General features: G+C 35.9%; 19 protein-coding genes. 15 read left to right on the top strand and 4 right to left on the bottom strand.

The features are described from left to right. Positions 1-16: 16 nt before the first annotated feature. The 7 genes from thiC to AC5YGG_RS14725 are packed head-to-tail and all read left to right on the top strand — an operon-like array spanning position 17 to position 6,378. Positions 17-1,828: a phosphomethylpyrimidine synthase ThiC gene (gene thiC / locus AC5YGG_RS14755; RefSeq protein WP_496145233.1), complete on the top strand. Its 1,812-nt coding sequence runs from the start codon at positions 17-19 to the stop codon at positions 1,826-1,828. Further along, entirely contained in the window at positions 1,825-2,415 is a 591-nt protein-coding gene (locus AC5YGG_RS14750; protein ID WP_496145232.1) for a thiamine phosphate synthase, read from the top strand. The genes thiC and AC5YGG_RS14750 overlap by 4 nt, the downstream gene beginning before the upstream one ends. Beyond that, positions 2,388-3,128, top strand: a complete 741-nt coding sequence (locus tag AC5YGG_RS14745) for a hydroxymethylpyrimidine/phosphomethylpyrimidine kinase (protein WP_496145231.1) — start codon at positions 2,388-2,390, stop codon at positions 3,126-3,128. The genes AC5YGG_RS14750 and AC5YGG_RS14745 overlap by 28 nt, the downstream gene beginning before the upstream one ends. Before the next feature lie 4 nt (positions 3,129-3,132). Beyond that, on the top strand, positions 3,133-3,753 hold the full coding sequence (locus AC5YGG_RS14740; RefSeq protein ID WP_496145230.1) for a thiamine phosphate synthase: 621 nt from the start codon (positions 3,133-3,135) through the stop codon (positions 3,751-3,753). Then, the gene (locus AC5YGG_RS14735) at positions 3,746-4,522 is read left to right on the top strand and encodes a thiazole synthase (RefSeq protein ID WP_496145229.1); all 777 of its coding nucleotides are present in this window, start codon (positions 3,746-3,748) and stop codon (positions 4,520-4,522) included. The genes AC5YGG_RS14740 and AC5YGG_RS14735 overlap by 8 nt, the downstream gene beginning before the upstream one ends. 11 nt (positions 4,523-4,533) lie before the next feature. After that, positions 4,534-5,652 (top strand): 2-iminoacetate synthase ThiH, encoded by a 1,119-nt coding sequence (thiH, locus tag AC5YGG_RS14730; protein WP_496145228.1) that lies wholly within the window; start codon positions 4,534-4,536, stop codon positions 5,650-5,652. Between the two features lie 15 nt (positions 5,653-5,667). Further along, positions 5,668-6,378 carry a HesA/MoeB/ThiF family protein gene (locus AC5YGG_RS14725; protein WP_496145227.1) on the top strand — a complete coding sequence of 237 codons (711 nt, stop codon included), beginning with the start codon at positions 5,668-5,670 and terminating at the stop codon, positions 6,376-6,378. 103 nt (positions 6,379-6,481) lie between these two features. Here AC5YGG_RS14725 and AC5YGG_RS14720 read toward each other — a convergent pair whose 3' ends face one another. Together AC5YGG_RS14720 and AC5YGG_RS14715 are read right to left on the bottom strand one after the other, a co-directional pair. Then, on the bottom strand, positions 6,482-8,710 hold the full coding sequence (locus AC5YGG_RS14720; protein ID WP_496145226.1) for an outer membrane beta-barrel protein: 2,229 nt from the start codon (positions 8,708-8,710) through the stop codon (positions 6,482-6,484). A gap of 381 nt (positions 8,711-9,091) precedes the next feature. Next, the gene (locus AC5YGG_RS14715) at positions 9,092-11,269 is read right to left on the bottom strand and encodes a TonB-dependent receptor domain-containing protein (RefSeq protein ID WP_496145225.1); all 2,178 of its coding nucleotides are present in this window, start codon (positions 11,267-11,269) and stop codon (positions 9,092-9,094) included. A gap of 127 nt (positions 11,270-11,396) precedes the next feature. Between AC5YGG_RS14715 and AC5YGG_RS14710 the strand changes: the two genes are divergently transcribed. Then, on the top strand, positions 11,397-12,404 hold the full coding sequence (locus AC5YGG_RS14710; protein WP_496145224.1) for a sensor histidine kinase: 1,008 nt from the start codon (positions 11,397-11,399) through the stop codon (positions 12,402-12,404). Continuing rightward, positions 12,397-13,071: a LytR/AlgR family response regulator transcription factor gene (locus tag AC5YGG_RS14705; protein ID WP_496145223.1), complete on the top strand. Its 675-nt coding sequence runs from the start codon at positions 12,397-12,399 to the stop codon at positions 13,069-13,071. Before AC5YGG_RS14710 ends, AC5YGG_RS14705 begins: the two co-directional genes overlap by 8 nt. A 292-nt stretch (positions 13,072-13,363) precedes the next feature. Here the strand turns inward: AC5YGG_RS14705 and AC5YGG_RS14700 are convergent, their stop codons facing one another. Continuing rightward, on the bottom strand, positions 13,364-15,631 hold the full coding sequence (locus AC5YGG_RS14700; RefSeq protein WP_496145222.1) for an aconitate hydratase: 2,268 nt from the start codon (positions 15,629-15,631) through the stop codon (positions 13,364-13,366). A gap of 315 nt (positions 15,632-15,946) precedes the next feature. After that, positions 15,947-18,730: a bifunctional aconitate hydratase 2/2-methylisocitrate dehydratase gene (locus AC5YGG_RS14695; protein WP_496145221.1), complete on the bottom strand. Its 2,784-nt coding sequence runs from the start codon at positions 18,728-18,730 to the stop codon at positions 15,947-15,949. A gap of 305 nt (positions 18,731-19,035) precedes the next feature. Between AC5YGG_RS14695 and AC5YGG_RS14690 the strand changes: the two genes are divergently transcribed. The 6 genes from AC5YGG_RS14690 (at position 19,036) to AC5YGG_RS14665 (ending at position 26,321) form a co-directional block, all read left to right on the top strand. Then, positions 19,036-19,806: a WG repeat-containing protein gene (locus AC5YGG_RS14690; RefSeq protein ID WP_496145220.1), complete on the top strand. Its 771-nt coding sequence runs from the start codon at positions 19,036-19,038 to the stop codon at positions 19,804-19,806. 249 nt (positions 19,807-20,055) lie between these two features. Beyond that, complete coding sequence (locus AC5YGG_RS14685; protein ID WP_496145219.1) at positions 20,056-22,173, top strand: TonB-dependent receptor; 2,118 nt, start codon at positions 20,056-20,058, stop codon at positions 22,171-22,173. A 218-nt stretch (positions 22,174-22,391) separates the two neighbouring features. Continuing rightward, positions 22,392-23,144: a hypothetical protein gene (locus AC5YGG_RS14680; protein ID WP_496145218.1), complete on the top strand. Its 753-nt coding sequence runs from the start codon at positions 22,392-22,394 to the stop codon at positions 23,142-23,144. Then, a complete protein-coding gene (locus tag AC5YGG_RS14675) occupies positions 23,132-23,683 on the top strand; it encodes an acyl-CoA thioesterase (RefSeq protein WP_496145217.1) in 552 nt (183 codons plus the stop codon). The genes AC5YGG_RS14680 and AC5YGG_RS14675 overlap by 13 nt, the downstream gene beginning before the upstream one ends. A 142-nt stretch (positions 23,684-23,825) precedes the next feature. Beyond that, positions 23,826-24,764, top strand: a complete 939-nt coding sequence (locus tag AC5YGG_RS14670; RefSeq protein WP_496145216.1) for a 2-hydroxyacid dehydrogenase — start codon at positions 23,826-23,828, stop codon at positions 24,762-24,764. A 294-nt stretch (positions 24,765-25,058) separates the two neighbouring features. Next, positions 25,059-26,321: a serine hydrolase domain-containing protein gene (locus AC5YGG_RS14665; RefSeq protein ID WP_496145215.1), complete on the top strand. Its 1,263-nt coding sequence runs from the start codon at positions 25,059-25,061 to the stop codon at positions 26,319-26,321.

Genomic DNA, 26,321 nt, shown 5'->3' with positions numbered 1-26,321 from the left:
ACTTAATACCAATATTATGGCTCATTCAATCACATGTTCGCCATTTCCGAACTCAAAGAAAATTTATATTGAAGGAAAAATTCATCCTATCAATGTAGCAATGCGCGAAATAAAGCTTAGTCCTACAAAGCTTACCAATGGAAATTTTGAAGAAAATGCTCCGGTTACTATTTATGACACATCAGGTCCTTATACGGATGAAAACGCAGTAATCGATATCCAGAAAGGATTACCAAGAATAAGAGAACAATGGATTCTGGACAGAAAAGATGTCAATATTCTGGATGGAATTACTTCAGAATACGGAAAAGCCCGTTTAGCAGATCCTAAACTTGATGAATTGCGTTTCTCCTATGATCATAAGCCAAAAGTAGCACAGGAAGGAAAAGAACTTACCCAGCTTTATTATGCAAAACAGGGAATCATCACGCCGGAAATGGAATATGTTGCCATCAGGGAAAATCAAAAAATTGAGCAGCTTAATTCCGTTCCAAAAGAAATGGCTTGCCAGCACATCGGAAATAGTTTCGGTGCCAATACGCCCAAGAGTAAAATTACTCCGGAGTTTGTAAGAGACGAAATTGCAGCAGGAAGAGCTATTATTCCCAATAATATCAACCATCCGGAAAGTGAACCAATGATCATCGGGCGAAACTTTCTGGTGAAGATCAATGCAAATATCGGAAACAGTGCTGTTTCATCAAGTATTGAAGAAGAAGTGGAAAAAGCGGTTTGGGCTTGTAGATGGGGCGCAGATACCATTATGGATCTTTCCACAGGAAAAAATATTCATGAAACAAGAGAATGGATTATCAGAAATAGTCCGGTCCCTATTGGTACAGTTCCTATTTATCAGGCATTGGAAAAAGTAAAAGGAGTTCCTGAAGATCTGACTTGGGAGGTTTTTAAAGATACACTGATTGAACAGGCGGAACAGGGCGTTTCTTATTTCACCATTCATGCAGGAGTACTTTTAAGATACATTCATCTGACCGCAAACAGAGTGACAGGAATTGTTTCCAGAGGAGGGTCTATCATGGCAAAATGGTGCCTTTATCATCATAAAGAAAACTTTTTATACACTCATTTTGAGGAGATCTGTGAGATCATGAAGAAGTATGATGTGGCTTTCTCTTTAGGGGACGGGCTACGTCCGGGATCTATTGCAGATGCTAATGATGCGGCCCAGTTTGCAGAACTGGAAACTTTAGGTGAACTGACAAAAATTGCCTGGAAACATAATGTACAGGTTATGATTGAAGGTCCGGGGCATGTTCCGATGCATATGATCAAGGAAAACATGGAGAAGCAATTGGAAGTGTGTGACGAAGCTCCATTTTATACCTTAGGTCCGTTGACGACTGATATTGCACCAGGATATGATCATATCACTTCAGGAATCGGAGCGGCAATGATCGGATGGTTTGGATGTGCAATGCTTTGTTATGTAACACCAAAAGAACACTTAGGTCTTCCCAATAAAGAAGATGTAAAAGTAGGAGTAATTACCTATAAACTTGCAGCTCATGCAGCCGATCTGGCAAAAGGACATCCGGGAGCTCAATACAGAGATAACGCGTTAAGTAAAGCAAGGTTTGAATTCAGATGGGAAGACCAGTTCAACCTTTCATTAGATCCGGATACGGCAAGAGCGTATCATGACGAAACACTTCCGGCTGACGGAGCTAAAATCGCTCATTTCTGTTCAATGTGCGGACCGAAGTTCTGCTCAATGAAGATCACACAGGAAATCCGTGAGTCTGCAGAGCAGGGAATGTTTGATAAGTCCCAGGAATTTATTGAAAAAGGAAAGGAAATTTATATATGATACTCGTCATCACTCCTGAGACAATAGTTCCAAACGAATCGGAAACCATCAATCAGATGTTTCATGAAGGGCTGGATTTTCTTCATATCAGAAAACCGTGGTTCAGCAGAGAAGAGATGACTGAATTTATCAACAGTATTAATGAGTCATTTTATGCGCAGCTGGTATTGCACAGTCATTATGATCTTGCGAAAAATTATAAAATTTCCAGATTTCACTTTAGAGAAGAAGACAGGAAAAAGGGAAAATATAAGCCTTTTATGAATGGAAATACAATTTCAACGTCTGTTCATGAGATTACTACTTATAATACCTTGGAAAAAGAATGGGAATATGCCTTCATAAGCCCATTCTTTCCAAGTATTTCCAAAAAAGGATATGGAATTGATTCAACAGTAAAAGAAACTTTACGGGAAAGAAACAATCCGGATGTAAAGCTGGTGGCTTTGGGTGGTATTGATGACAGCCGTATTCGGAATGTTTTTGAGCTTGGAGTTGATGGAGCAGCTTTGTTAGGAGCAATTTGGGAAAGTGATGAACCATTAAACGTTTTTAGAAAATGCAGAAAGAACGCCCTTTTGTTATAAGTATCGCAGGGTTTGATCCAAGTGGAGGAGCGGGATTGTTATCAGATATTAAAACGCTGGAACAACTCCATATTATGGGAATGGGTGTATGTACTGCACTTACATTACAGACTGAATCACAATGTTTTAGTTTAAAATGGAGACCCATAGATAAAATTATACAGGAAATTAAGGTTTTGATGAATCATTATCCCGTTTCTGTAGTTAAAATCGGAATTGTAAAAGACGCAGAATTTCTGAAAGATATCATTAATACGATTAAGGCTTGTAATAATGAAACTCAAATCGTTTGGGATCCCGTTTTGAAAAGCACATCAGAATTCACTTTTTTCAATCTTGAGACACTTCCTCTGCTAAAGAATATCCTGAACAAGATCAGTCTTATTACTCCAAACTATAATGAATATAGGGTTTTAAAAGATAATAATCTTTTATCAGATCAAAATTTATGCTCCATACTTATTAAAGGAGGACACAGAGAAGATCGTTTGGGAACGGATGTTTTAGTTGAAGAAGGAGCAGAAACTCTTTTAAACCCAACAGATGAAAAGAGCATATACTATCCTAAACATGGATCTGGATGTGTTCTTTCTTCAGCCATTGCAGGAGAGCTGGCAAAAGGAGCAAATCTGAAAACAGCCTGTAAAAACGGAAAATTATATATCGAGAAATTTTTAAAAAGTAATCCCTCTTTATTGGGAACACATTCATAGTCATATGGAAAAATTACAATACATCTCACAGGGAAAGACGATGCAAGAGCAGGAGCTTAATATCCGAAAAGCTTTGGACAATGGGATAAAATGGGTGCAAATCCGCTGGAAAAATGCTCCGGAAAATGAGTTGATCACCCTTTGTGAAACTTCTAAGCAGCTTTGTTCAGAATATCAATCGGTTTGTATTATCAACGATAATGTTCAGCTGGCAAAAAAGATTGATGTTGATGGCGTTCATTTAGGATTAAGTGATGGTTCTATCAACGAGGCAAGGCTTATTTTAGGTGAAAATAAAATCATTGGAGGAACTGCCAATACCATCTCTGATGTCCTTCAAAGAATAGAAGAATCTTGTGATTATATCGGTTTAGGACCTTTAAAATTTACTTCTACAAAAGAAAATCTCAGTCCTATTCTTGGATTTGAAGGTTATCAGGGAATTATTAATCATTTAAAGGAAAAAACTGTGGAAATACCAAAAATATTTGCCATTGGAGGAGTCACTTTCGAAGATATTCAGTCTTTACAGGAGGCAGGAATTTATGGAGTAGCCGTATCAGGTCAAATTACAAACGAGCCGTCCATCATTAATGAATTTAAAAAAGCAATGATTTATGCATAATCAAAAATTAATAATAGCAGACAGAACCTTTGAATCAAGATTGTTTTTAGGAACAGGAAAATTCGGATCTCTTCAGGATATGGCAGCTTCAGTTGTAGCTTCAGAATCCAATATGGTCACCATGGCATTGAAAAGAATTGATGCTCAATCTGAAGAAGATGATCTTTTGGATTCATTGAAAGGTACCAATGTTCACCTTTTGCCCAACACATCGGGAGCAAGAACGGCAAAAGAAGCGGTGTTAGCAGCGCAATTGGCAAGAGAAGCCCTGGAAACTAACTGGGTAAAGCTGGAAATTCATCCGGATCCGAAATATTTACTTCCTGATCCTATTGAAACCTTATATGCGACAGAAGAACTTGCTAAGCTGGGGTTTGTTGTCATGCCATATATTCATGCTGACCCTGTTCTATGTAAACGTCTGGAAGATGCAGGAACCGCTGTAGTCATGCCTTTGGGAGCACCTATTGGAACTAATAAGGGATTAAGAACTTTAGACTTCTTAGAGATCATCATCAGCCAGAGTAATGTTCCTGTAGTTGTAGATGCAGGGATAGGTGCACCTTCAGACGCGGCAAAAGCTATGGAAATGGGAGCAGATGCCGTCCTTGTTAATACCGCAATTGCAGTAGCCAGAAACCCTGTGAATATGGCTGTAGCTTTTAAAGAAGGAGTTATTGCCGGAAGAAGAGCATTTGAATCCGGTCTGGGAGCTATTGCTGATCATGCAGAAGCTTCAAGCCCGCTAACTTCTTTTTTGTTTGAATAAAAATCAGAATCATGAATAGTTTTAAGGAGGTTTTCGAACAGTACCAGTGGGATGAAGTAAAAACCAGACTTGAAAAAGTAACAATTTCCGAGGTTCGGAACAGTCTTCAGAGAAGAAACAAGACAATGGATGATTTTCTGAACCTGCTTTCACCGGCAGCTTCTCAAGAATTGGAACTGATGGCAACAATGACAAGAGCGCTTACCCAAAAACGCTTTGGAAAGACCATTCAGCTGTATGCGCCATTGTATTTAAGCAATGAATGTCAAAATATTTGTACCTATTGTGGTTTTAGTCTTGATAATAGCCTAAGAAGAAAAACACTTACCGATTCAGAACTTATGATAGAAACCTCCGTTTTAAAATCAATGGGAGTTAATCATGTTTTGCTTGTAAGTGGAGAGGCAAATAAAATTGTCGGAGTTCCTTACTTTCAGAATGCCGTTCGTTTATTAAGACCTCATTTTTCCAGTATTTCTATTGAAGTACAACCTTTGGAAGAAAAAGAGTACAAGTTGCTTCATGAAGAAGGAGTACATTCCGTATTGGTATATCAGGAAACTTATCATGAGGATGTTTATAAAGAATATCATCCAAAAGGAAAAAAATCCAACTTTCACTACCGCCTGGAAACTCCGGACAGAATAGGAAGGGCGGGAATTCATAAAATGGGTCTCGGCGTGTTACTTGGTTTGGAAGACTGGCGTGTAGATAGTTTTTTCAACGCTCTTCATATCGATTATCTACAGAAGCAATATTGGAAAAGTAAATTTTCAGTATCATTTCCGAGACTCAGACCGGCAGAAGGAATTATTGAACCCAACTTTATCATGGAAGATAAAGATCTGCTGCAACTGATCTGTGCTTACAGGATATGGAACGAAGATCTTGAGATATCAATATCCACGAGGGAAAATGAAACCTTCAGGAATCATATTGTTTCACTGGGAGCTACCACAATGAGCGCGGGATCAAAAACAAATCCGGGTGGATATGCTGTGGATAAAGAATCTCTGGAACAATTTGAAACCAGTGACGAAAGAAGCATGGAGGAAATTAAATCTATGATTAAAAAATCAGGGTATGATCCGGTAATGAAGGATTGGGATTCTGTTTATAGCGGTGTTTAAATAGTATAGCTTAGCATGAAACAGGAAGACATTTTTAAAAGATACAGCCGGCAGATTTTTATTGATGAAATAGGTTTAGAAGGACAAAAGAAGATCATGGCTTCGAAAGTACTTGTCATAGGAGCAGGAGGATTGGGCAGTCCGGTCATTCAATATCTGGCGGCGGCTGGAGTGGGAAACTTAGGAATTGTGGACTTTGATCGTGTGGAACTTCACAATCTGAATCGTCAAACTATCCACAACGAAAATGGTGTAGGAGAGTACAAAGTAAAAAGTGCTGAAAAGTTTGTTCAAAACCTTAATCATCAGGTGAAAGTAGTTGCTATAGAAGAAAAGATTAATGTTTCTAATGTTTCAGAAATCCTTTCTCAATACGATGTTATGATAGATGGATCAGATAATTTCTCTACAAGATACCTGGTGAATGATGCCTGTGTAGCTTTAGGAAAAACATTGGTTTATGGAAGTATTCTCGGCTTTTCAGGACAGGTAGCAGTATTTAATCATAAGGGAAGCAAAAATTTGCGTGATTTATTTCCTGATCCTCCTTTCGATGAAGATGTTCCGGATTGTGACAGTTTGGGGGTTTTGGGAGCTCTCCCGGGAATTGTAGGCAGTATGATGGCGCTTCAGACCTTGAAAATTATTACAGAACTTCCCGTAACTTTAAATCAGTTAACATTGATTGATACACTGAACTGGAGATTCGAAACCTTAGATTTCTAACATCAGCTCAATCTGTGAAATATACTTCCCATGCTATAAGGAAATAAAAATGAGGCAGTAATTGTATCACTGCCTCATTTTTGGTTATTAATCATTTAATCTATTACTGTCCTTGCTGCATAACTCCGCCATTATCCTCTTTTTTGGTTTGGTTCAGGATATTAGCATCCTCTTTTGCCAATTTATTTTTTGTTGGAATTTTATAATTGATGGAAATTCCGAAATTTCTGGTATCATATTTACTGCTGATCATTACAGGATTTCCTGACGGTGGATTAGAACGTACCTGCATCATTTGTCCGTTGAAAATATCATTCGCAAAAACAGAAACTGTCAGACGGTTACTCATGAATTTCTTTGTCAGCGTAAGATCAAGAGAGTTGTTGAAAGGTTTCTCTGCGGTAAAATAGAAATATCCTGCTTTGGGAGTTAGGTAGCTGTAATTGGCAGTCAGCTTAATATCTTTAGGCAAGATAATCTGAGTCATGATATTGAAAATCCAGAATCCCTTATTATTCAGATTATCAATTTCATGTTTCTGATAGCCGGCATATAAATACATGAAATTTATTTTATCAGGATTAAAATTAAACTTCATAACATCCTTTAAAGGCTTACTGAAAATCATAAAAGGCACTGGTAATCCAATATTAAAGTTGTGAATTCTCATATTCGAAATATTCACTTGCTCGTTAAAGAGTTTTCTTCCGTCCTTTTTGATAATCTGTGCCACCTGATTGCTTGCAGAGCTTACACTATACCCAATAAAAGCATAGTCAAATGCTGAAACTTTTATTTCATAGTTATCGAAAATGGTAGGCTGTAGATTCGGGTTACCATTTACTTCAGTACTTGGTCCGGAAAATGTTACATTATTTGGGTTTAGAGCTGAAATACTTGGCAAACTAATTTTTCTGTTGTAATTGGCAGCAATATAAACCTGATTCATCATGCTATATTGTACACTTGCATTCGGGAAAAATTTAAATTTATTGAAAGGAATCAAATCAGCTTGTTTCAGCTTTTCATCTTTATCAAAATACCTTGTAATTCCTGAAATATCATAGTTTTCAGCACGGGTACCCAGTGTGAAATCGAACTTTTTCAGTTTAGCCTGAAATTCAAGATAAGTGGAAGCAGTTTGTCTCTGGTATTCAAGATTGGTCAAGCCAAAACTTTTTGTATCATAATTTTGTTTTTCATACAATCCGCCAAAGCTTACTTTTCCACCATCAAGAAGTTTGATTGGCTGGGCGTAATCTACTTTGAAATTAGCTATGTTCATCACAGCTTTATTGTTCAGAATATCTTTTAAACCATTGGTAGGGCTGTCAAGAGGAACTCCAGGGTAGCCTACAAACATACCATCCTGAAAGTAATTGTCCTGTGAGAATTTAGTATCAGACCTTGTATAGCCAAATTGGAAATCAAGCTTTTGAGATTTGTCAGCAAAACGTTTCTGATACGTTACTACTGCTTCTTGCCTTGAAGTATTGGTATGGGCAACATCCGAAGAATTATAAAAAGCCTCTCTTAAATCCTTTACATCTCTCTTGAATGGTAAATCACCATGTCCGTCACTTAAAGTATAGTTATCATTATTGTTATGATAAATATCGTAGTTTAATAATAACCTGTCCTGCCCTAGATCAAAACTCAATCCTGACTTTGCAAAATATCCGCGTGCATATCTGTCTGTATGACTTTTTAAAAGTTCATCCTGCTGACCATTAAGCATACTTTCACGGTAATTTTGCCCTACATTAAGCTGCCATCCGAAATATTTATTTCTTGCATTTAAATTTACGGAATTGGTAGTTCTGCTTCTGTATTGATCATAATTTGTGAAAGAATAATTTCCGGAATAAGTAGCCGTTAAATATTTATTGGCATTTTTATTCGTAATGATGTTCATAATAGCACCACCGGATGTTGCAGGAAACTCTGCTCCCGGTTGCGTAATGACTTCAATTCTTTCTACAGAGTTGGCAGGCATTCCTTCCAGAAAAGAAGTCAGATCATTAGAAGTAATGTTTAAAGGTCTTCCGTTAAGGAATACTTCCAGCATTTTCCCCTGATACATCATTCCCGCAATATCAGTTGCTACAAGCCCTGGAAGCTTCTTTATGCCTTCCAGAACGTTTCCGTTATTCAGTTGAGGTTGTTCAGAAAAATCAAAAACAGTACGGTCTGCCTTTTGTTCAACGGCTTTTTTAGTTTTGGTAATGACGATTCCGTCAATTTGTTTCTCATTGGTTGTGTTCTTGCCTTTTTCCTGTGAAAAAATAAACACAGAACTTAAAAGCGATAAAGCGAATATAGTTTTTTTCATAATGTATTACTACTATTCGGTTAGACGCTGAAAAGATAAATTTGTTACAGACAACTTAGATTATTTTATTTATTTCATAACAGGATATCTTGCTGCTTTGTTGTGAAAGATAGTTTTAGATGATCAGGAAAATGATCATAAACATTTAAGGGTATCCGTATGTAAAATTTATGAATTTGAAACTGGGAGCTGGAAGCAATACAGACCAAAAATTTTGTGTTTTTTGTCCTTTTTAAAGGTGATTTTTATGGTCATAATCAATTTTTGTATAATTAACATTAACTTCCAGCTTCTTTTCCAGCTTCCACTTTCTAACTCTTTTTTAATTACAAACTCTCATGGTTATTAGTTTTTGTATAGAGAAGGTTAAAAGTTTTTAGGTTATTGAGCTCTTTGTTTTTCTTCAAAATTTACTGCTCTGGTGTCGGATTTAACTTTCTGATTTCCAAAATCATAAGTTATACTTAGAGTAAGCCTTCTTGCATCCCAATAATTATTAAAAGATTGAGTGTTATCAGCATAATAAGCGTCTCCTATAAATTTGCCTTGTTTAAAAATATCAGTCACTGAAAGATTAACCTGTAATGCTTTTTCCATAAATCTTATTTTTATTCCGGCATCAAGACTTCCCATGTTTTTTTGATAAGTATTTCCATCTCTGGATGGTAATGTTTCCCAATAGTTCACGAATAAAAAAATTTTTTTTGCTTTATTGAGCTGAAAAGTGTTTTTTAAAGAATAATAAAATGACTGTCCACTTTTTGGAATAAGATTGAATTTCGTAATCTGTGTTTCATTATAACTGAAAGAAGTAGAGATATTGGTTTCCCAGAATTTAAAAAAGGTATCTGTATAAGTGAAATTAATGCCATAAGTATTCTGATTGTAGTAATTATAATAACTGCTGGTAACAGCTTTTTTGTTCAGAAACAAGATTTGTCCCGAATTATTTGTTGTTCTTTGATAATATGCATTGGCAGAAAACTTATTTTTAAAAATATAATTAAGCTCAATATTGTCATTGAAAGAAGGCTGTAACTCTGGGTTTCCTGTAGAATAGCTGCGCGGATTAGAATACCATCTGAAAGGATTCAGGGAATGGAAATTCGGACGGTTAATTCTTCTGGAGTAGTTAATGCTGAACAAATTACTGCTATTGGCTTTATAAGACAGATACGCAGAAGGAAAGAACTTTCCATAATTGTTGTCAGTCTGGGATTGTGCAGTAGGAGAGATGCTGTTGGTTTGAACATATTCATAACGTATACCCAATTTAGCTGACCATTTTTCTCCAAAATCTTTGCTGGCGCTAAAATAGGTAGCGTAATTTTTTTCATCATATTCAAACTGATTGGTTTTACCAGGATCAATTTCATAATTATTGTTTTTCAGATCAAAATATTCAATATCTGATTTGTTAGAAAACTGACTGAATTTAGCACCAGTTTCTACCTGTAACTTTTTAAGATTTAATGTGAGATCTGCCTGTGCAGAAGAGATTTTGTAATCTACAGCGGACAGGTTTCGAACCGTTTCTTTAGACTGATCAGAAAGATCTGTAGTGATAAAGTTGACCTGAGTATCCGGTGTATTTCCATAATAATTATATCCCAGACTCAATTTATGGTCTCCAAATTTATGATCGAAATAAGTATTTAACATTTGTGTGGTAAAAGCAGAACGATGCTTAGAATCCGTTTCTGTTAATAGTGTTGGCATATTTCCGGTGAAATAATTTTGGGTTGAATAGATATCCATATCAATATCACCTTTGGTAATGTCATAGATGAATCCTATTGTAGATGTATCAGAAAGAGAGTAATCAACATTGGCATTAAGGTCTAGTCCTTTATACATATCTTTTCTTTCATCTCTGCTGTAAGATGATTCTTTCCCTACAATCTGATAGTTTTCTACAGTACGTTTTGCGGTATCAAATCCCTGAAATTTCAATGTAGCCTTTACCTTTTTATTCTGATAATTAATTCCTGTTGCATCACCAAAGCTACCGTAAGTTCTTTGGTGATAATAAGTATTTAAATAGCCACTCCACCCAAGATTTACATTCTTTTTTAGTACAATATTGACGATTCCACTATTTCCCTGAGCCTCATATTTTGCAGGCGGAGTGGTAATTACTTCAATCTTCAGGATATTTTCAGAACGGAGATTCTTCAGGTAATTCGTAAGCTCCGCTCCGGAAAGATTAAGCATTCTATCATTCACCATTACTGAAACACTATTTTTTCCGGCAATTGAAATAATTCCTTTGTCTTCATCTACTTTAAGCAGGGGAGTGCTTGAAAGTATTTCAGTCCCACTGCTTCCGTTTGATAACATTGAGTTTTGAACATTATAAACAAGACGGTCTACTTTACGATCTACTAAAGCTTTTTTACCGTTTACCGTTACCGTTTCAATCGTTTTTACTTGGTTGGCAGAATCTTTCGTTTGTCCTGATGCAAAAGAACTTAATAAAGTAGCGATAAGAAGAGTATGTTGTTTCATGAGTGTATCAGACCCTGTTTTATTATTTTGTATAGCAAAGGTATTGGTCATGGCTTTCTCCTGAAATAGCCTTTAGATAAAAGGGGAGATTTAGCCTGTAAGATCATTTTTGTCGATAAAATAAGTCCGTTTATCGAAAACTAGCTTTTTGATGAGGTGTATCTGCTATTTTTGTGTTATGAAACAAAAACAGCTGCTTTTTCTGCATCTCTTCTATTGGATGATGTATTTTGTGGGAACTATTATTATTCCTTATTTTATTTTTAATAAAGAGCATCTTATCTTTGGATTAACCTACTTCATGACCAGCTTTATATGTTTTTATTTCAACTACTTTTTTATTGTTCATCGGTTTTTCGATATCAAGAAACTGTATAAGACTATTATTGGTTTTGTGATTAGTGTAACCTGCTTTGTTTTGGTGCGCTATCTTACGGAGGAGATTCTGTTACAGTATTTCCAGGGATTCGGTAATTATCCGGAAGGGACAGAGTTCTGGTATTATTTTTTCGATAATATTTACAATAGTGTGACTCCTATTTTTATAAGCACCGTTTTTTCTTTATTTAAAATATATTCTTCGCTTGATGCTGAGAGGCTTCAGCTAGTGGAGGAAAAGAAAAATGCAGAGCTAAAAGCTTTAAAAACCCAGATTAATCCTCATTTTATCTTCAATACATTAAATAACATTTATTCATTGGTGTATCAGAAATCAGAAAAGGCATTACCTGCTATCGAAGAGCTGGGACAGCTATTGAGATACAGTACAAAAGATCTTGAAAAAGACTCAATTTCTCTGGATAAAGAGATTGGTTACATCGACAGTTTAATTGAACTTGAAAAGTTGAGACTCAGAAATCCGGAATTAATTCTTGTGGAAAAAAATATTGAGCATCCTCATTTGAATATTTCACCGATGCTTCTGGTTCCATTTGTTGAAAATGCTTTTAAACATGGAGATCTTCGTGGGAAAGGGTTTGAACTGAAAATTTTCGAGCAGGATAAAGTACTGCATTTTTATCTTTTAAACTTTAATAAAGATAAAATGAAAGATTCAGTTTCCGGAATTGGGATTCAGAATGTGAAAAAAAGACTGGAGATATTATATCCAAAGCATGAGTTGAGTATTAAAGATTCCGAAACAGAATTTATTGTAGATTTAATAATTGATTTGCGGGATGAGTAAAATAAAATGTATCATTGTTGATGACGAACCTCTGGGCATTTCACTTCTGGAGCAGTATGTACAGAAAATACCTTTTCTTGAGCTGGTTTTGTCTACAGAAAATCCTATTGATGCACTAGAATATATTCAGAATAATGATTCAGATCTTATTTTTTTGGATATCCAGATGCCTGAGCTTACCGGAATTAATTTTATGAAAGTTGTAGGAGCCAAACAAAAGTATATTTTAACAACAGCTTATTCAGAATATGCTTTGGAAGGCTATGAGCATAATATTGTAGATTATCTTCTGAAACCCATCTCTTTTGACCGTTTTCTTAAAAGTGCTATGAAAGCCAAGGAGCGGTTTTCTTTTCAGGAAGAAGATACTTATTTTTTCGTTAAATCATCAGGGCAGCAGCATCGCATCAGTTTTAATGAAATCCTCTATATTGAAAGCATCAAAGATTATGTAAATATCCGTACCATTTCCGAGGAATATATCGTTCTGGATACCCTTAAATCTATGGAGAATCAGCTTTCTGAGAAATTTGTAAGGATTCATAAATCTTTCATCATTAACCTGGATAAGATCAAAAGTATTGGTGCTAAAAAGCTGTTGTTATCAGAACAGGAAATTCCGATAGGAGATAGTTATAGAGCGAATCTGTTAGAGCGATTAAAATAAAATAAGGGATCAAACCTTATAGGTTTCAAAAACCTATAAGGTTTAGAAGTATAAAACCATTAAGAATCTGCGTAATCAATAAAATCTGCGTGAGATTAAAAAATCAAGCAGATTTTTTAGCTAAAGCCCTTGGAATTGTTAGTTATGAAAGCGGGACTTTAGCCCGCTACTATTCAAATTTATAGCTTTATGAATAAATATGAGTGTGTTATTATACTGTAGTAGAAATAAAAAAGACGACTTCAATAGAAGCCGCCTTTTTATCATTAATCGATCTAACAATTAATTCTTATTATTTCTCTTGTTGTTTAATCAGGTTCAGAGCAGAACCAGCTTTAAACCACTCGATTTGCTGATCGTTATAAGTATGGTTTGCCATGATGATATCTTTAGTTCCATCTTTGTGAATGAATTCTAAAGTCAGTTGTTTTCCTGGCGCAAACTGGTCAAGATCTAAGAAGTTAACAGTGTCATCTTCCTGAATTTTATCATAGTCAGCTTCATTAGCAAAAGTAATTCCTAGCATTCCTTGTTTTTTAAGGTTTGTTTCGTGAATTCTTGCAAATGATTTTACCAATACAGCTTTTACACCAAGGTGTCTTGGTTCCATGGCTGCGTGCTCTCTTGAAGAACCTTCACCATAGTTTTGATCTCCTACAACAATTGTCGGAACACCTGCAGCTTTATAAGCTCTCTGTACGGCAGGAACTTCACCATACTCACCTGTTAATTCATTTTTAACGTGGTTGGTTTCCATGTTGTAAGCATTTACAGCTCCGATTAACATGTTGTTTGAAATATTGTCAAGGTGACCTCTGTATTTCAGCCATGGTCCAGCCATAGAAATATGGTCGGTAGTACATTTTCCGAAAGCTTTGATCAATACCTTAGCACCTTCAATGTTTTTACCATCCCAAGCAGGGAATTCTTCTAATAACTGAAGTCTGTCTGAAGTAGGGCTTACGTTAACAACAACACTAGAACCATCTTCAGATGGAGCCTGGTATCCGTTGTCATCTACTGCAAAACCTTTTGAAGGAAGTTCGTATCCTTTAGGCTCGTCAAGTTTTACCTGCTCACCAGCTTCATTTGTTAAAGTATCAGTAATCGGGTTGAAATCCAGTCTACCTGAGATCGCAACAGCAGCTACCATTTCCGGAGAAGCTACAAATGCATGGGTATTAGGGTTACCGTCAGCTCTTTTTGCAAAGTTTCTGTTGAAAGAGTGAATAATAGAGTTTTTCTCTCCTTTTTCCGCACCTTCTCTGTCCCATTGTCCGATACATGGTCCGCAAGCGTTGGTAAAGATTCTTGCGTTTTCAAATTTTCTGAAAGAATCTAAGAAACCGTCTCTTTCAGCAGTAAATTTTACCTGCTCAGAACCTGGATTGATCCCTAAAATAGCTTTAGGTTTTACCCCTTTAGATACGGCATCTTCTACAATAGAAGCAGCTCTTGATAAATCTTCATAAGAAGAGTTGGTACAAGAACCGATAAGTGCCCATTCAACCTCTAAAGGCCATCCGTTTGCTTCGGCTTTAGCTCTGAATTCAGCAACTGGAGTCGCTAAGTCTGGAGTGAAAGGACCATTTAAGTGAGGAGTCAACTCAGAAAGGTTGATCTCTATTAATTGATCAAAATATTGTTCAGGGTTTGCATATACTTCAGCATCACCTGTTAAGTGTTCCGCAATTTTATCCGCTGCATCTACTACATCCTGTCTTCCTGTAGCAGCCAGATATCTTCTCATTGAATCATCATATCCGAAAGTAGAAGTTGTAGCTCCGATTTCTGCACCCATGTTACAGATAGTACCTTTACCCGTTGCAGAAAGAGATTCCGCACCTTCACCGAAATACTCTACGATACATCCTGTACCTCCTTTTACGGTAAGGATTCCGGCTACTTTTAAGATAACATCTTTAGCAGACGTCCATCCGTTCATTCTACCGGTTAATTTAACCCCGATAAGTTTAGGCATTTTAAGCTCCCAAGCCATTCCTGCCATTACATCTACTGCATCAGCACCTCCTACACCGATTGCTACCATTCCTAGTCCTCCGGCGTTTACAGTGTGTGAGTCAGTTCCGATCATCATTCCTCCAGGAAAAGCATAGTTTTCCAATACAACCTGGTGAATAATACCTGCTCCCGGCTTCCAGAACCCGATTCCGTATTTATCACATACAGAGCTCAGGAAATTGAATACCTCGGAATTTTTGTTGATCCCTTCCTGTAAATCTTTATCAGCACCTACTTTTGCCTGGATCAGGTGATCCGCATGTGCAGTTGAAGGAACTGCTACTTTAGCTTTTCCAGCCTGCATAAATTGTAAAAGTGCCATTTGCGCAGTCGCATCCTGCATTGCTACTCTGTCCGGTGCAAAATCTACATAAGAGTTTCCTCTTTCATGTGCTTGTGTCGCATTTCCTTCCCAAAGGTGGGTGTAAAGGATTTTTTCTGAAAGGGTAAGAGGTTTTCCCACAATTTGTCTTGCTGCTGCAATTCTTTCAGGGTAACGCTCGTACACCTTTTTGATCATATCAATATCAAAAGTCATATTTTAATTTAGTTTTTATTCTGTTCTTTTTCCATTTAATGTTTCTTTCTCCGGATTTTGAAAAAGAAAAATCATTTTTATACATCAAAAAACGTTCCTATAATGCATAAATAGAGCGATTTTACTTTTAAAACTGAGAGATTTTATAACTTTCAATTTAAGAAAAAATAGATTTTGTTTTTGGAATTTTGTGAGAAAAAAATTGTATTCATATTAAAATGGAAACATTCTAAACAAAAAATGGAAGATTTTAAATCCTTAAGGACTAAAATCTTCCATTTATATTTCAAAAGCCTTGCGACTTATGTAACGCTGTTAGTGTGCGTGTGTACTTGTCAATTCTTTGATAGAAGGTACAAAAGTAGTCAGGTCAATACCTTCAACTGCAGCCTTGTACTCATCGATGCTAGGAATACGTCCGATAATAGCGGATAATACAACTACAGGTGTAGATGCTAATAGAGATTCTCCTTTTTTACGTTCAGAATCTTCTACTACTCTTCCTTGGAAAAGACGGGTTGAAGTTGCTAATACAGTATCACCTTTAGCTGCTTTTTCCTGGTTACCCATACAAAGGTTACATCCAGGACGCTCAAGATACATGACATTTTCATATTCTGTACGAGCTTCACCTTTAGGCGCATTGTCGTTAAATTCGAATCCTGAGTATTTTTCTAATAATTCCCAGTCTCCTTCAGCTTTTAATTCGTCAATGATATTATAAGTAGGAGCTGCTACCACAAGAGGAGCATTGAATTCTACTTTACCTTGTTGTTTTTCAAGGTTTCTCAACATCTGTGAAACGATTTTTAAGTCTCCTTTGTGAACCATACAAGATCCTACGAAACCAAGATCTACTTTTTTCTCACCTCCATAGTAAGAAAGATCTCTGATGGTATCGTGAGTGTATCTCTTAGATACATCTTCGTTATTTACATCCGGGTCAGCAATCATAGGTTCTACGATTACATCAAGGTCTACAACAACTTCAGCATAATATTTAGCATTGGAATCTGGAGTCAACGCTGGTTTTTCACCTGACTTGATCTCTTCAATTCTTTTATTAGCCTTATCAATTAATCCTTGAAGAACTTTGTTATGGTTGTCCATTCCTTTGTCGATCATGATCTGGATTCTGCCTTTAGCAATTTCCAGTGATTCGATCAATGTATTGTCTTCAGAAATGTTGATAGACGCTTTTGCTTTCATTTCAGCCGTCCAGTCTGTAAATGTGAATGCCTGGTCAGCAGGAAGTGTTCCGATGTGAACCTCAATGATTCTTCCCTGGAATACGTTTTCTCCTCCGAATTGCTTCAACATCTGAGCCTGAGTAGCATGTACTACATCACGGAAATCCATGTGAGGCTTCATTTCACCTTTGAATGTTACTTTTACAGATTCCGGGATTGGCATAGATGCTTCACCGGTAGCTAATGCAAGAGCAACGGTTCCTGAGTCTGCTCCGAAAGCAACTCCTTTAGACATTCTTGTGTGAGAGTCACCTCCAATGATGATTGCCCACTCGTCTACCGTAATATCGTTAAGAACTTTGTGAATAACGTCTGTCATAGCGTGGTATTCACCTTTCGGGTCACGTGCAGTGATCAAACCGAAATCGTTCATGAATTTCATTAATTTAGGAATATTTGCCTGAGCTTTCTTATCCCAAACTGAAGCAGTGTGACAACCTGATTGGTAAGCACCATCAACAGTTGGAGAAATTACAGTTGCCGCCATTGATTCAAGTTCCTGAGAAGTCATAAGACCTGTCGTATCCTGAGAACCAACGATATTCACTTTTACACGTACATCAGAACCTGCGTGTAATACTTTTCCTGGTGTTGTTCCTACAGCATTTCTGTTGAAGATTTTTTCTACAGCTGTAAGACCTTGTCCTTCGTGAGAAATCTCTTTTGACGGAGCAAAAACAACAGGCGCTTCAATACCTAATGTCTGAGCTGCAAATGTTTGTAGTTTTTTACCAAAAACAATGGCATAAGAACCTCCGGCTTTGATAAATTCCATCTTTTGCGGAGTGAAAGACTTGGTAAGGTCAATCAGTTCTTTGTCCCCGTTATATAATTTCTTTTCTTTTGTATTAATTGTTAAAACAGTTCCTGTAGCTACTGAATAAGCTTCTTCAAGAACTACTTCACCATTTTCATTACGAACAACGTTTCCGTTTTCGTCTACTTTCTTTACCCAGTTTTTAAGGTCAATACCAATACCTCCGGTAACGTCTACCGTAGTAAGGAAGATTGGAGAGATACCGTTTGTTCCTCCTACAATTGGAGCGATATTCACGAATGGTACATATGGGCTTGCTTGTTTACCTGTCCATAAAGCAACGTTGTTTACCCCTGACATTCTGGATGAACCTACCCCCATTGTTCCTTTTTCAGCAATAAGCATAACGCTGGCATCAGGATGTTGAGCCTGTAAAGCTTTTATTTCTTCCTGCGCCTGAGGAGTGATCATACATTTTCCATGAAGTTCACGGTCTGATCTTGAGTGAGCCTGGTTACCAGGAGAAAGTAAATCTGTTGAAATATCACCTTCACCAGCAATGAAAGTAACTACTTTGATTTCTTCTGCAACCTCAGGAAGTTTAGTGAAGAATTCTGCTTTTGCATAGCTTTCTAAGATTTCTTTTGCGATCTCGTTACCGCTATTGTATGCTTCTTTTAAACGGGTAGTATCTGCTTCGTAAAGGAAAACCTGTGTTTTAAGAACTTCTGCAGCTTGTTGAGCGATGTCAGCATCGTTACCTAAAGCTAGATCTAATAATACTTCGATTGATTTACCTCCTTTCATGTGAGATAATAATTCGAAAGCAAATGCAGGAGATATTTCTTCTACTACGGATTCACCTAAAATGATTTCCTTTAAGAATTTAGCTTTTACGCTTGCTGCGCTTGTTGTTCCCGGTAAGGTGTTATAAATGAAAAATTTAAGAGAGTCTGCCCTGTCTGCATTATCTGAATCTTTAATCTGTGCAATAATTTCGCTTAGTAATTCAGCACCATCAATTGGCTTTGGATGAAGCCCCTGGCCTTTTCTTTCTTCAATCTCTTTGATGTAATCCTTATAAATATTCATAATAGAAGTCTTTCACTTTTCAGAGTAGATGTATACAACAGTTGTGAAAGCTGTCATTTCTCCTTTTCCGATCCACTTTAATAACAATTTGAACTCTTGCATTTTGGAATGCAATATGAACCAGCCAAAGAGCGTATAGTCTACGTCTTTCTTTTAAAGTTTTTTAAAATTATTTACTCATTCAAATTGTCCCCCAAAATTACGAATTTTTAATTTTTTAACAGAGTTAATTTATTTAGATTCTTTATAAATATGAATTTTATAATATCTATTTTTGGTCGTATTTTTGTAAACAAATGATGAATATGAAAAGTATCCTGAATGTTTTGTTCGTTTTTATTTCGATTTCCGTTTTTTCACAGACTAAATCTGTTAAGAAAATCGGTGTGAAAAATGCTGTGAAGACCCCGATGAAAAAAGGAAATACGGTGTCCAGACATAATCCTGATCTTGTAGTTATAAACAAAGATCTGCCTTTACTTATTCCTAAAAAGAAAGGCGATAAATTTGGATATATCAATCAAAACGGAAAATTCATTATTCAACCTGAATATCATATTGCTGTATTTTTTTATGAAGATTGTAACCTATTGAATTCTCCCAATGAAAAAGTGAGGAAATTTGGGACAGGAGACTATGCAACGGTAGAGAAAGATATGATTTCCTATCGTGTGGATCAATCTGGGAAAAGAGTTTATCAGTTTAAAGATTCCGATCTTGGGAAATGTAAGTTTGCAGAATATAAGCATCAGTTATTTCAGGCATATATCTTAAACGGATTCTATGGTATTATTGAAAAATCAAAGTTTGTAAATGCCGCAGATTACAGACAATATCAGATCTATCCTCAATACCAGTATCTTTATATCATGGAAGGAGATGATGTTGCTGATCCTATGATTGTAGCTTCCAATAATGATAAATTCGGAGTTATTGATGTTAATAATAAAATTATAATTCCTTTTGAATATGCAAACATTAAAAGAAACTTCAGCTGGAAACTTGGAAAGATGTTTGAAGTAACCAAAGACGGAAAAAATTACTATTACATTGATGCCAATAATAAAACATACTAGCATATAGAATTGAGTAAAGAATGATGAATAATTCGTCTCTCAACCCAATATCCTGTATCCCGAATTTTACATTCATATATTTTTCGTAATTTCGCGGCTGAAATAAAGGGGTGCTTTTACAGGCTGAGATTATACCCACCGAACCTGGAACAGGTAATGCTGTTTAGGGACATCGTCTCCATGGAGGGGCGAATTTGTATAATATCTTATCGATCCCCTTTTATTCATTAAATGTTAAAGATTTATAGAATGAAAGGATTATTTTTTTTAGGGCTAAGCGTAGCCTCTGTGGCTTTTATCCAGGCTCAAAATAAGGATTCTCTGAAAATCAGGGAAATTGAAGCGGTAAACTTTACGAAAAGACTTCCTGTTGCTAAGGAAATTATTAATGTTCAGAAAGATTTAGACGGTAGAAACTTAGGACAGGATCTTCCTATTCTTTTAAAAAATCAAACATCCATTATCTCTACATCAGATGCCGGAAACGGGGTAGGATATACAGGATTTAGAATTCGTGGAGTATCAGGATCGGCAATCAATGTGATGATGAATGGTGTTCCTTATAATGATTCCGAAAGTCAGGGGACCTTTTTTGTGAATGTTCCGGATTTGACGAGTTCCGCATCACAAATTGTCATTCAAAGGGGAGTAGGAACTTCTAACAACGGGGTATCGGCGTTTGGCGCAAGTATCAATGTGATTTCAAAAGAACCTGAAGAAAAGTTCTATTTCAAAACAGATGACAGCTATGGTTCCTTTAATACATATAAATATTCAGCGGAAGTAGGTTCCGGGAAATTCTGGAAAAACCGTCTTTCTGTAATGGGAAGATATACCCGTATTCATTCAGACGGATATATTGACAGAGCATTTTCTGATCTTCATTCTTATAACTTTACTGCTTTATTTGAAGAAGGAAAAACCAAGCTACGCCTAATGGCATTTGGAGGTAAAGAAAAAACTTACCAGGCATGGAACGGAATCAGTAAACAGATGTTGGAAACCAATCCTAAATTCAATGCTTCAGGAGCAATTTATGATGCTGATTATAAAAATATTATAGGTTTCTATGATAATGAGACCGATAATTACAGACAAAATCATTATCAGTTGCTTTGGGAACAGAAATTCACTGACCGCTGGAACCTTGAAACGACCTTTCATTATACAAAAGGAAGAGGATATTACGATAATTATAAACAGGGATATGCTTTTTCAAAATATAATTTACCCAATATTATAGAGGCTGGAGAAACCATTAAATATTCAGATTTTATAAGAAAGAAAATGCTGAATAACGACTTTTATGGAGTGGTATCAACACTTTACGGAAAATTTGAAAATCTTGATTTGAATTTTGGAGCCGTAGCGAATCAGTATTATGGAAGACACTATGGAAATGTTACCGGTGTATTTTTTCCACAGATTAATGAAAGTGAATATTACAGAAACCGCTCAGTGAAAAATGAAGTATCTGGTTTTGCAAAGGCGTTGTTCAGAATGGATAATTTTGAGTTTTTTGGAGATTTGCAGCTTAGAAGTATAAACTACAATACGAAAATCATCACAGCTGGAGATGGTGAAGGTGCCAATCTTGATAAAAACTGGTTGTTCTTTAATCCAAAAGCTGGAGTAAATTATAAGATCAATGGCGGAAAAGTATTTTTATCTTATGCTCATGCTCACCGTGAACCCAACAGAGAAGATTTAATGGCAAATAATGACGTTAAACCTGAAAAACTTCACGATTTTGAAGCTGGTTTGGAAAAGCAGTTTGGCTTTTTATCTTTAACAGCGAATCTTTATTATATGTACTATGTCAATCAATTGGTTTTGAATGGACAGCTTAATAATGTAGGAGCATTTATCAGAACCAATTCAGGGAAAAGTTACAGAAGAGGTATTGAAGTAGGTGCTTTGGCAAAACTCTCAAAACAATGGGAAGTTACAGGTAATGTCAGCCTAAGCCAAAACAGGAATCAGGATTTTAATATTAAAGGTACAGATGTTCCGGTAAGCTTAGGAAATACACAGATTTCATTTTCGCCAAACGTTATTGCCAATTTGGGAATAAAATTCAATCCGACTCAGAATTTCCAGTTTGCATTAACAAATCAATATGTTGGAAAACAATACCTGGACAATACGGAGGATCAAAATTTACAGCTTAAAGATTATTTCCTGACAGATTTTAATGCGCAGTATCAGTTTAAAATCGCTAATAATGATATTGCACTGAAATTACTGGTAAATAATTTATTCAATAAGAAATATGTGAATAACGGATCTGTTTATGAAGGCAGCGCATCTTATTTCGCTCAGGCAGGAACGAACTTTATGTTTGGAATAAGCTGGAAAATACAGTAATTGGCTAAGATGACACTGGAAAGCACAGGCATGCAGATATCTGAATTTACTTTTTAGATGTTTTGCCTCTTTTTAACAATTCCTAAGCTTAATAAAGAAGTTTAAATAATCGTATACCTATTTTAATACGGAATACTCAAGAGACTGTTTCGGCAGTCTTTTTTTATATAAGTTAAATATCTTTAAAAGTCATGAAAAAGTTATAAATTTGCCACCAAATGAATATTTCAGCATACATTTTAGAATATTTAAAACAATTTGGAACTGCCACGGTTCCAGGCTTTGGGGTGTTTTCTCTGAAAAATTCTAAGGCAATTATCAATTCTGAAAACGGAAGTATCCTGCCACCAGCAAGTCAGATCGAATTTACAATAGATTATGAATTGCAGGCTGAAGAGCTTACGGCTTTTATAGCCCAACAAAAACAAATGTCTTTGGAAGCTTCCAGAAGTGATCTGAAGATACAGACTGATTTTTGGAAGAAAAAGCTTCAGGCAGAACAGGTTCTCGAAATTCAAAATCTGGGGACGATCTTTATTGAAGAAGGAAACACTCATTTCAAAGGAAAAAGAGTAGAAGCGGGACGTCCGGATTTTTATGGATTGGAAGAAATCAGATTTTCTGATATTAACAATGGCGAAAAAGTAAGTGCTTCGGAAAACAGTGAGAAAGATTATAAATTCAAAAAAACAATTCTTTGGATATTTCTTCTGATTATCCCGATTCTGGGTATTGCTTACCTTGCTTTTACGCAGAAAGAACTTCTTTTTGGAAAGAAATCCTTTAATAAAGTTTCTGTACAGACTTCCACTCACAGAATTGTAAAAGATACCGTTAAAGTAACAGTACATTCACCTGAAACTGCGGTTTCAGACTCCCTTAAGAAAGATTCATTGGTAAAACCTGCCGGAACAGCTGTAAAACCAATTCCGGTGGCTCCAAAAAACACTAAGAATAAATGGCAAAAATAAAAACAGCGTCAGAATCTCTGACCATTATGACCAATATCGTTCTTCCGAACGAAACCAACTCTCTAAGAAATCTTTTCGGTGGTGAGCTTTTAGCAAAAATGGACAGATGTGCATCTATTTCTGCAGCAAGACACTGCGAAAGAAGAGTAGTAACAGCTTCTGTAAACCATGTTTCCTTTAATCACCCAATTCCGGAAGGAGGAGTTGTAGTATTGGAATCAAAAGTTTCAAGAGCATTTTCTACATCTATGGAAGTATACGTAGATGTATGGTCTGATGACCCGATTAATCAGAAAAAAATTCATACCAACTCAGGTATTTATACTTTCGTTGCCGTAGATGAATTCAACAGACCGATTCCGATTCCGGATATGATTCCTGAAACTGAAGAAGAAAAAGAAAGATATGCAGCGGCATTCCGTAGAAAAGAACTTTCATTGATTCTTTCGGGAAGAATGAAACCTTTGGAATCTGTAGAGCTTAAGAAATTATTCCAGGAGCCTGAAGAACCACAAGCTTCTAAGAAGGACAAAAAATAAAAACTAAAAAATGCTTTTAATACTGGAACTTCCAAATTAAAAGCATTTTATTTTTATATCCGTTTAAAATAACAGACACTTTTGTCAAAAAAATGATAAGGTGTTATTTGTGAAACCAATTTGTATCATTTGTGTTTAAATTATGAAGATACTCCTTTTAGATAAAAATCACCCGCTTATTACCGAACAGCTTTTAGCTAAGAACTTTATTTTGGAAGAAGACTTTACTTCCTCTTATGATGAGGTTTGTGATAAAATCAAAAATTATGATGGTATCATTATCAGAAGCCGTATCCCTTTAGATAAAAACTTCCTTGAGCAGGCGAAAAACCTGAAATTTATTGCAAGAGTTGGTGCAGGGATGGAGAATATTGATATTCCTGTTGCTGAGAAACTAGGCATTCAATTAATCAACTCGCCGGAAGGAAACAGGGATTCTGTGGCGGAACATGTCGTTGGAATGTTGCTGTTGATTATGAACAGACTTTTTATAGCTTCTCAGGAAGTGAAAAATGGCATCTGGAAACGTGAAGAAAACAGAGGTGATGAGCTGCTGGGAAAAACAGTAGGATTGATAGGTTACGGAAATATGGGAAAAGCTACTGCAAAAAGACTTTCAGGTTTTGGATGTAAAGTAATTTTCCATGATATACTTCCCGGACTTTCCGATGAATTTGCCACACAGGTTACTCTGGAAGAACTAAAACAATCTGCAGAAATATTGAGTTTACATATTCCTTTAACTTCTGAAAGCCATTATCTTATTGATGAAGACTTCATTTCTGAGATGAAAAATGACTTCTATTTCGTAAATACAGCAAGGGGGAAAAATGTGAAAACGAAAAGTTTAGTAGAAGCGTTGAAATCAGGGAAGGTGAAAGGTTCCTGTTTAGATGTTTTGGAATATGAAAAGTCATCTTTTGAAAACCTTGAAACAGAAAATGAAGATTTAAAATACCTTTTGGAATCAGAAAAAGCAATTGTTACTCCACACATTGCAGGATGGACCCATCAGAGTAAGGAAAAACTAGCTCAGTTTATTGTAGATAAAATTGTAGCTTCATATTGTCAGACCACTTAAGTAAAAAACTAAGAAGAAAGATTTAAAAATGATTAAAGGCGAATTTGCAAAATGTGAATTCGCCTTTTTATTAATTAAAGTTTTATCGTGATTTTAAAACCTTATTACTGTAATCTGAAGGTGTCCAATATCTAATATTTGCTTTATCAGTAATTTTAGCAATTTTGTTCTTCACAATTTTATCATTTTTAGATTTCTATTTTCCTTTCATTAATGTTAAATTATTCATAATGTGCCCCTCATATTACAATTTAATTTCGACTTTTATTAAATTGCCGCTCATTTTTGAAACTTATGAAGACGCGTAATCTAGTACTTGCTGTAACTGTTGCTTTATCCCTTTTTTCCTGTAAAAATAAATCTGAATCCAAACAGGCTTCAGCTGAAAACACAACTAATCTTCCCAATTACGGAAATGTAGATTTAGGGAATGTTTTTACTAAAGCTGACGGGCAGCTTTCCAATAAAGAGTCATTAACAGGTTATATTGATCAATACTATAAAAAAGTATGGGAAGGTGGTGATCTTAGCGGTGGAATTCTTGTTGCTAAAGGAGATGAGATTTTGTACGAAAATTACAGGGGATTCGGAAGGGAAGGCAATCAGATGCCAATTGATAAAAATACACCATTACATGTAGCTTCAGTTTCAAAAACATTGACGGCTATGGCGATGATGAAATTGGTAGAAGCAGGAAAAATAAAGCTTTCCGATCATCTTACGCAGTTCTTTCCAGGATTTCCTTATCCTAATGTGACGGTTCAGACCTTATTGGATCAAAGAAGCGGACTTCCGAAATATGAATATTTCATTACCCAGATAAAACCTGCACCGGCAGAGCTATCCAAACCATTTATTACCAATCAGGATGTTTTGAATATGATTATTAAATACAAACCTGAGCTGGCAAGAGATACGGATACCGGATTCATGTATTGTAATACAAACTTTGCCTTATTGGGACTATTAATTGAAAAAATAACGAAAACTCCTTTTCCACAGGCAATGAAAGAAATGATTTTCACGCCTTTGAAAATGAATAACACTTACATTTTCCAGGAAAAAGATATTCCTACAGCTTCACAATCCTTCTATTACGGAAAAAATAAGCTGTATCCTCTGGACAGGCTGGATCTTATTTACGGAGATAAAAATGTATATACTACGCCAAGAGATCTATATAACTTTTCAAAAGCAATGTTCTCAAAAAATTTCCTGAAGCCTGAACTGATGCAGATGGTATTTACTCCTTACAGTAACGAAAAAGCCGGAATGAACAATTATGGCTTAGGTTTCAGAATGAAAATATTTGATAACGGCGAAAAACTTACTTATCACAACGGATGGTGGCATGGAACGAACTCTGTATTTGCTCACCTTTTAAAATCTAAAGTTACCATCGTAGCAATTGGAAATAAATACTCAGGTAAAGTATATACCGCACTTGCATTATCAGGATTATTTGAAAATTTCCCTTTACAGCAGGAGAAACTTCAAACCGTAATGAACGATAATAAAGATAGTTTGAATAGCGGACACGAAGTTTTTGGAGAATAA

The organism is Chryseobacterium sp. CS2K3 (assembly GCF_059515185.1).
The sequence above is the reverse complement of the archived record's forward strand: the minus strand, read 5'-3'. Positions and strand labels throughout refer to the sequence as shown.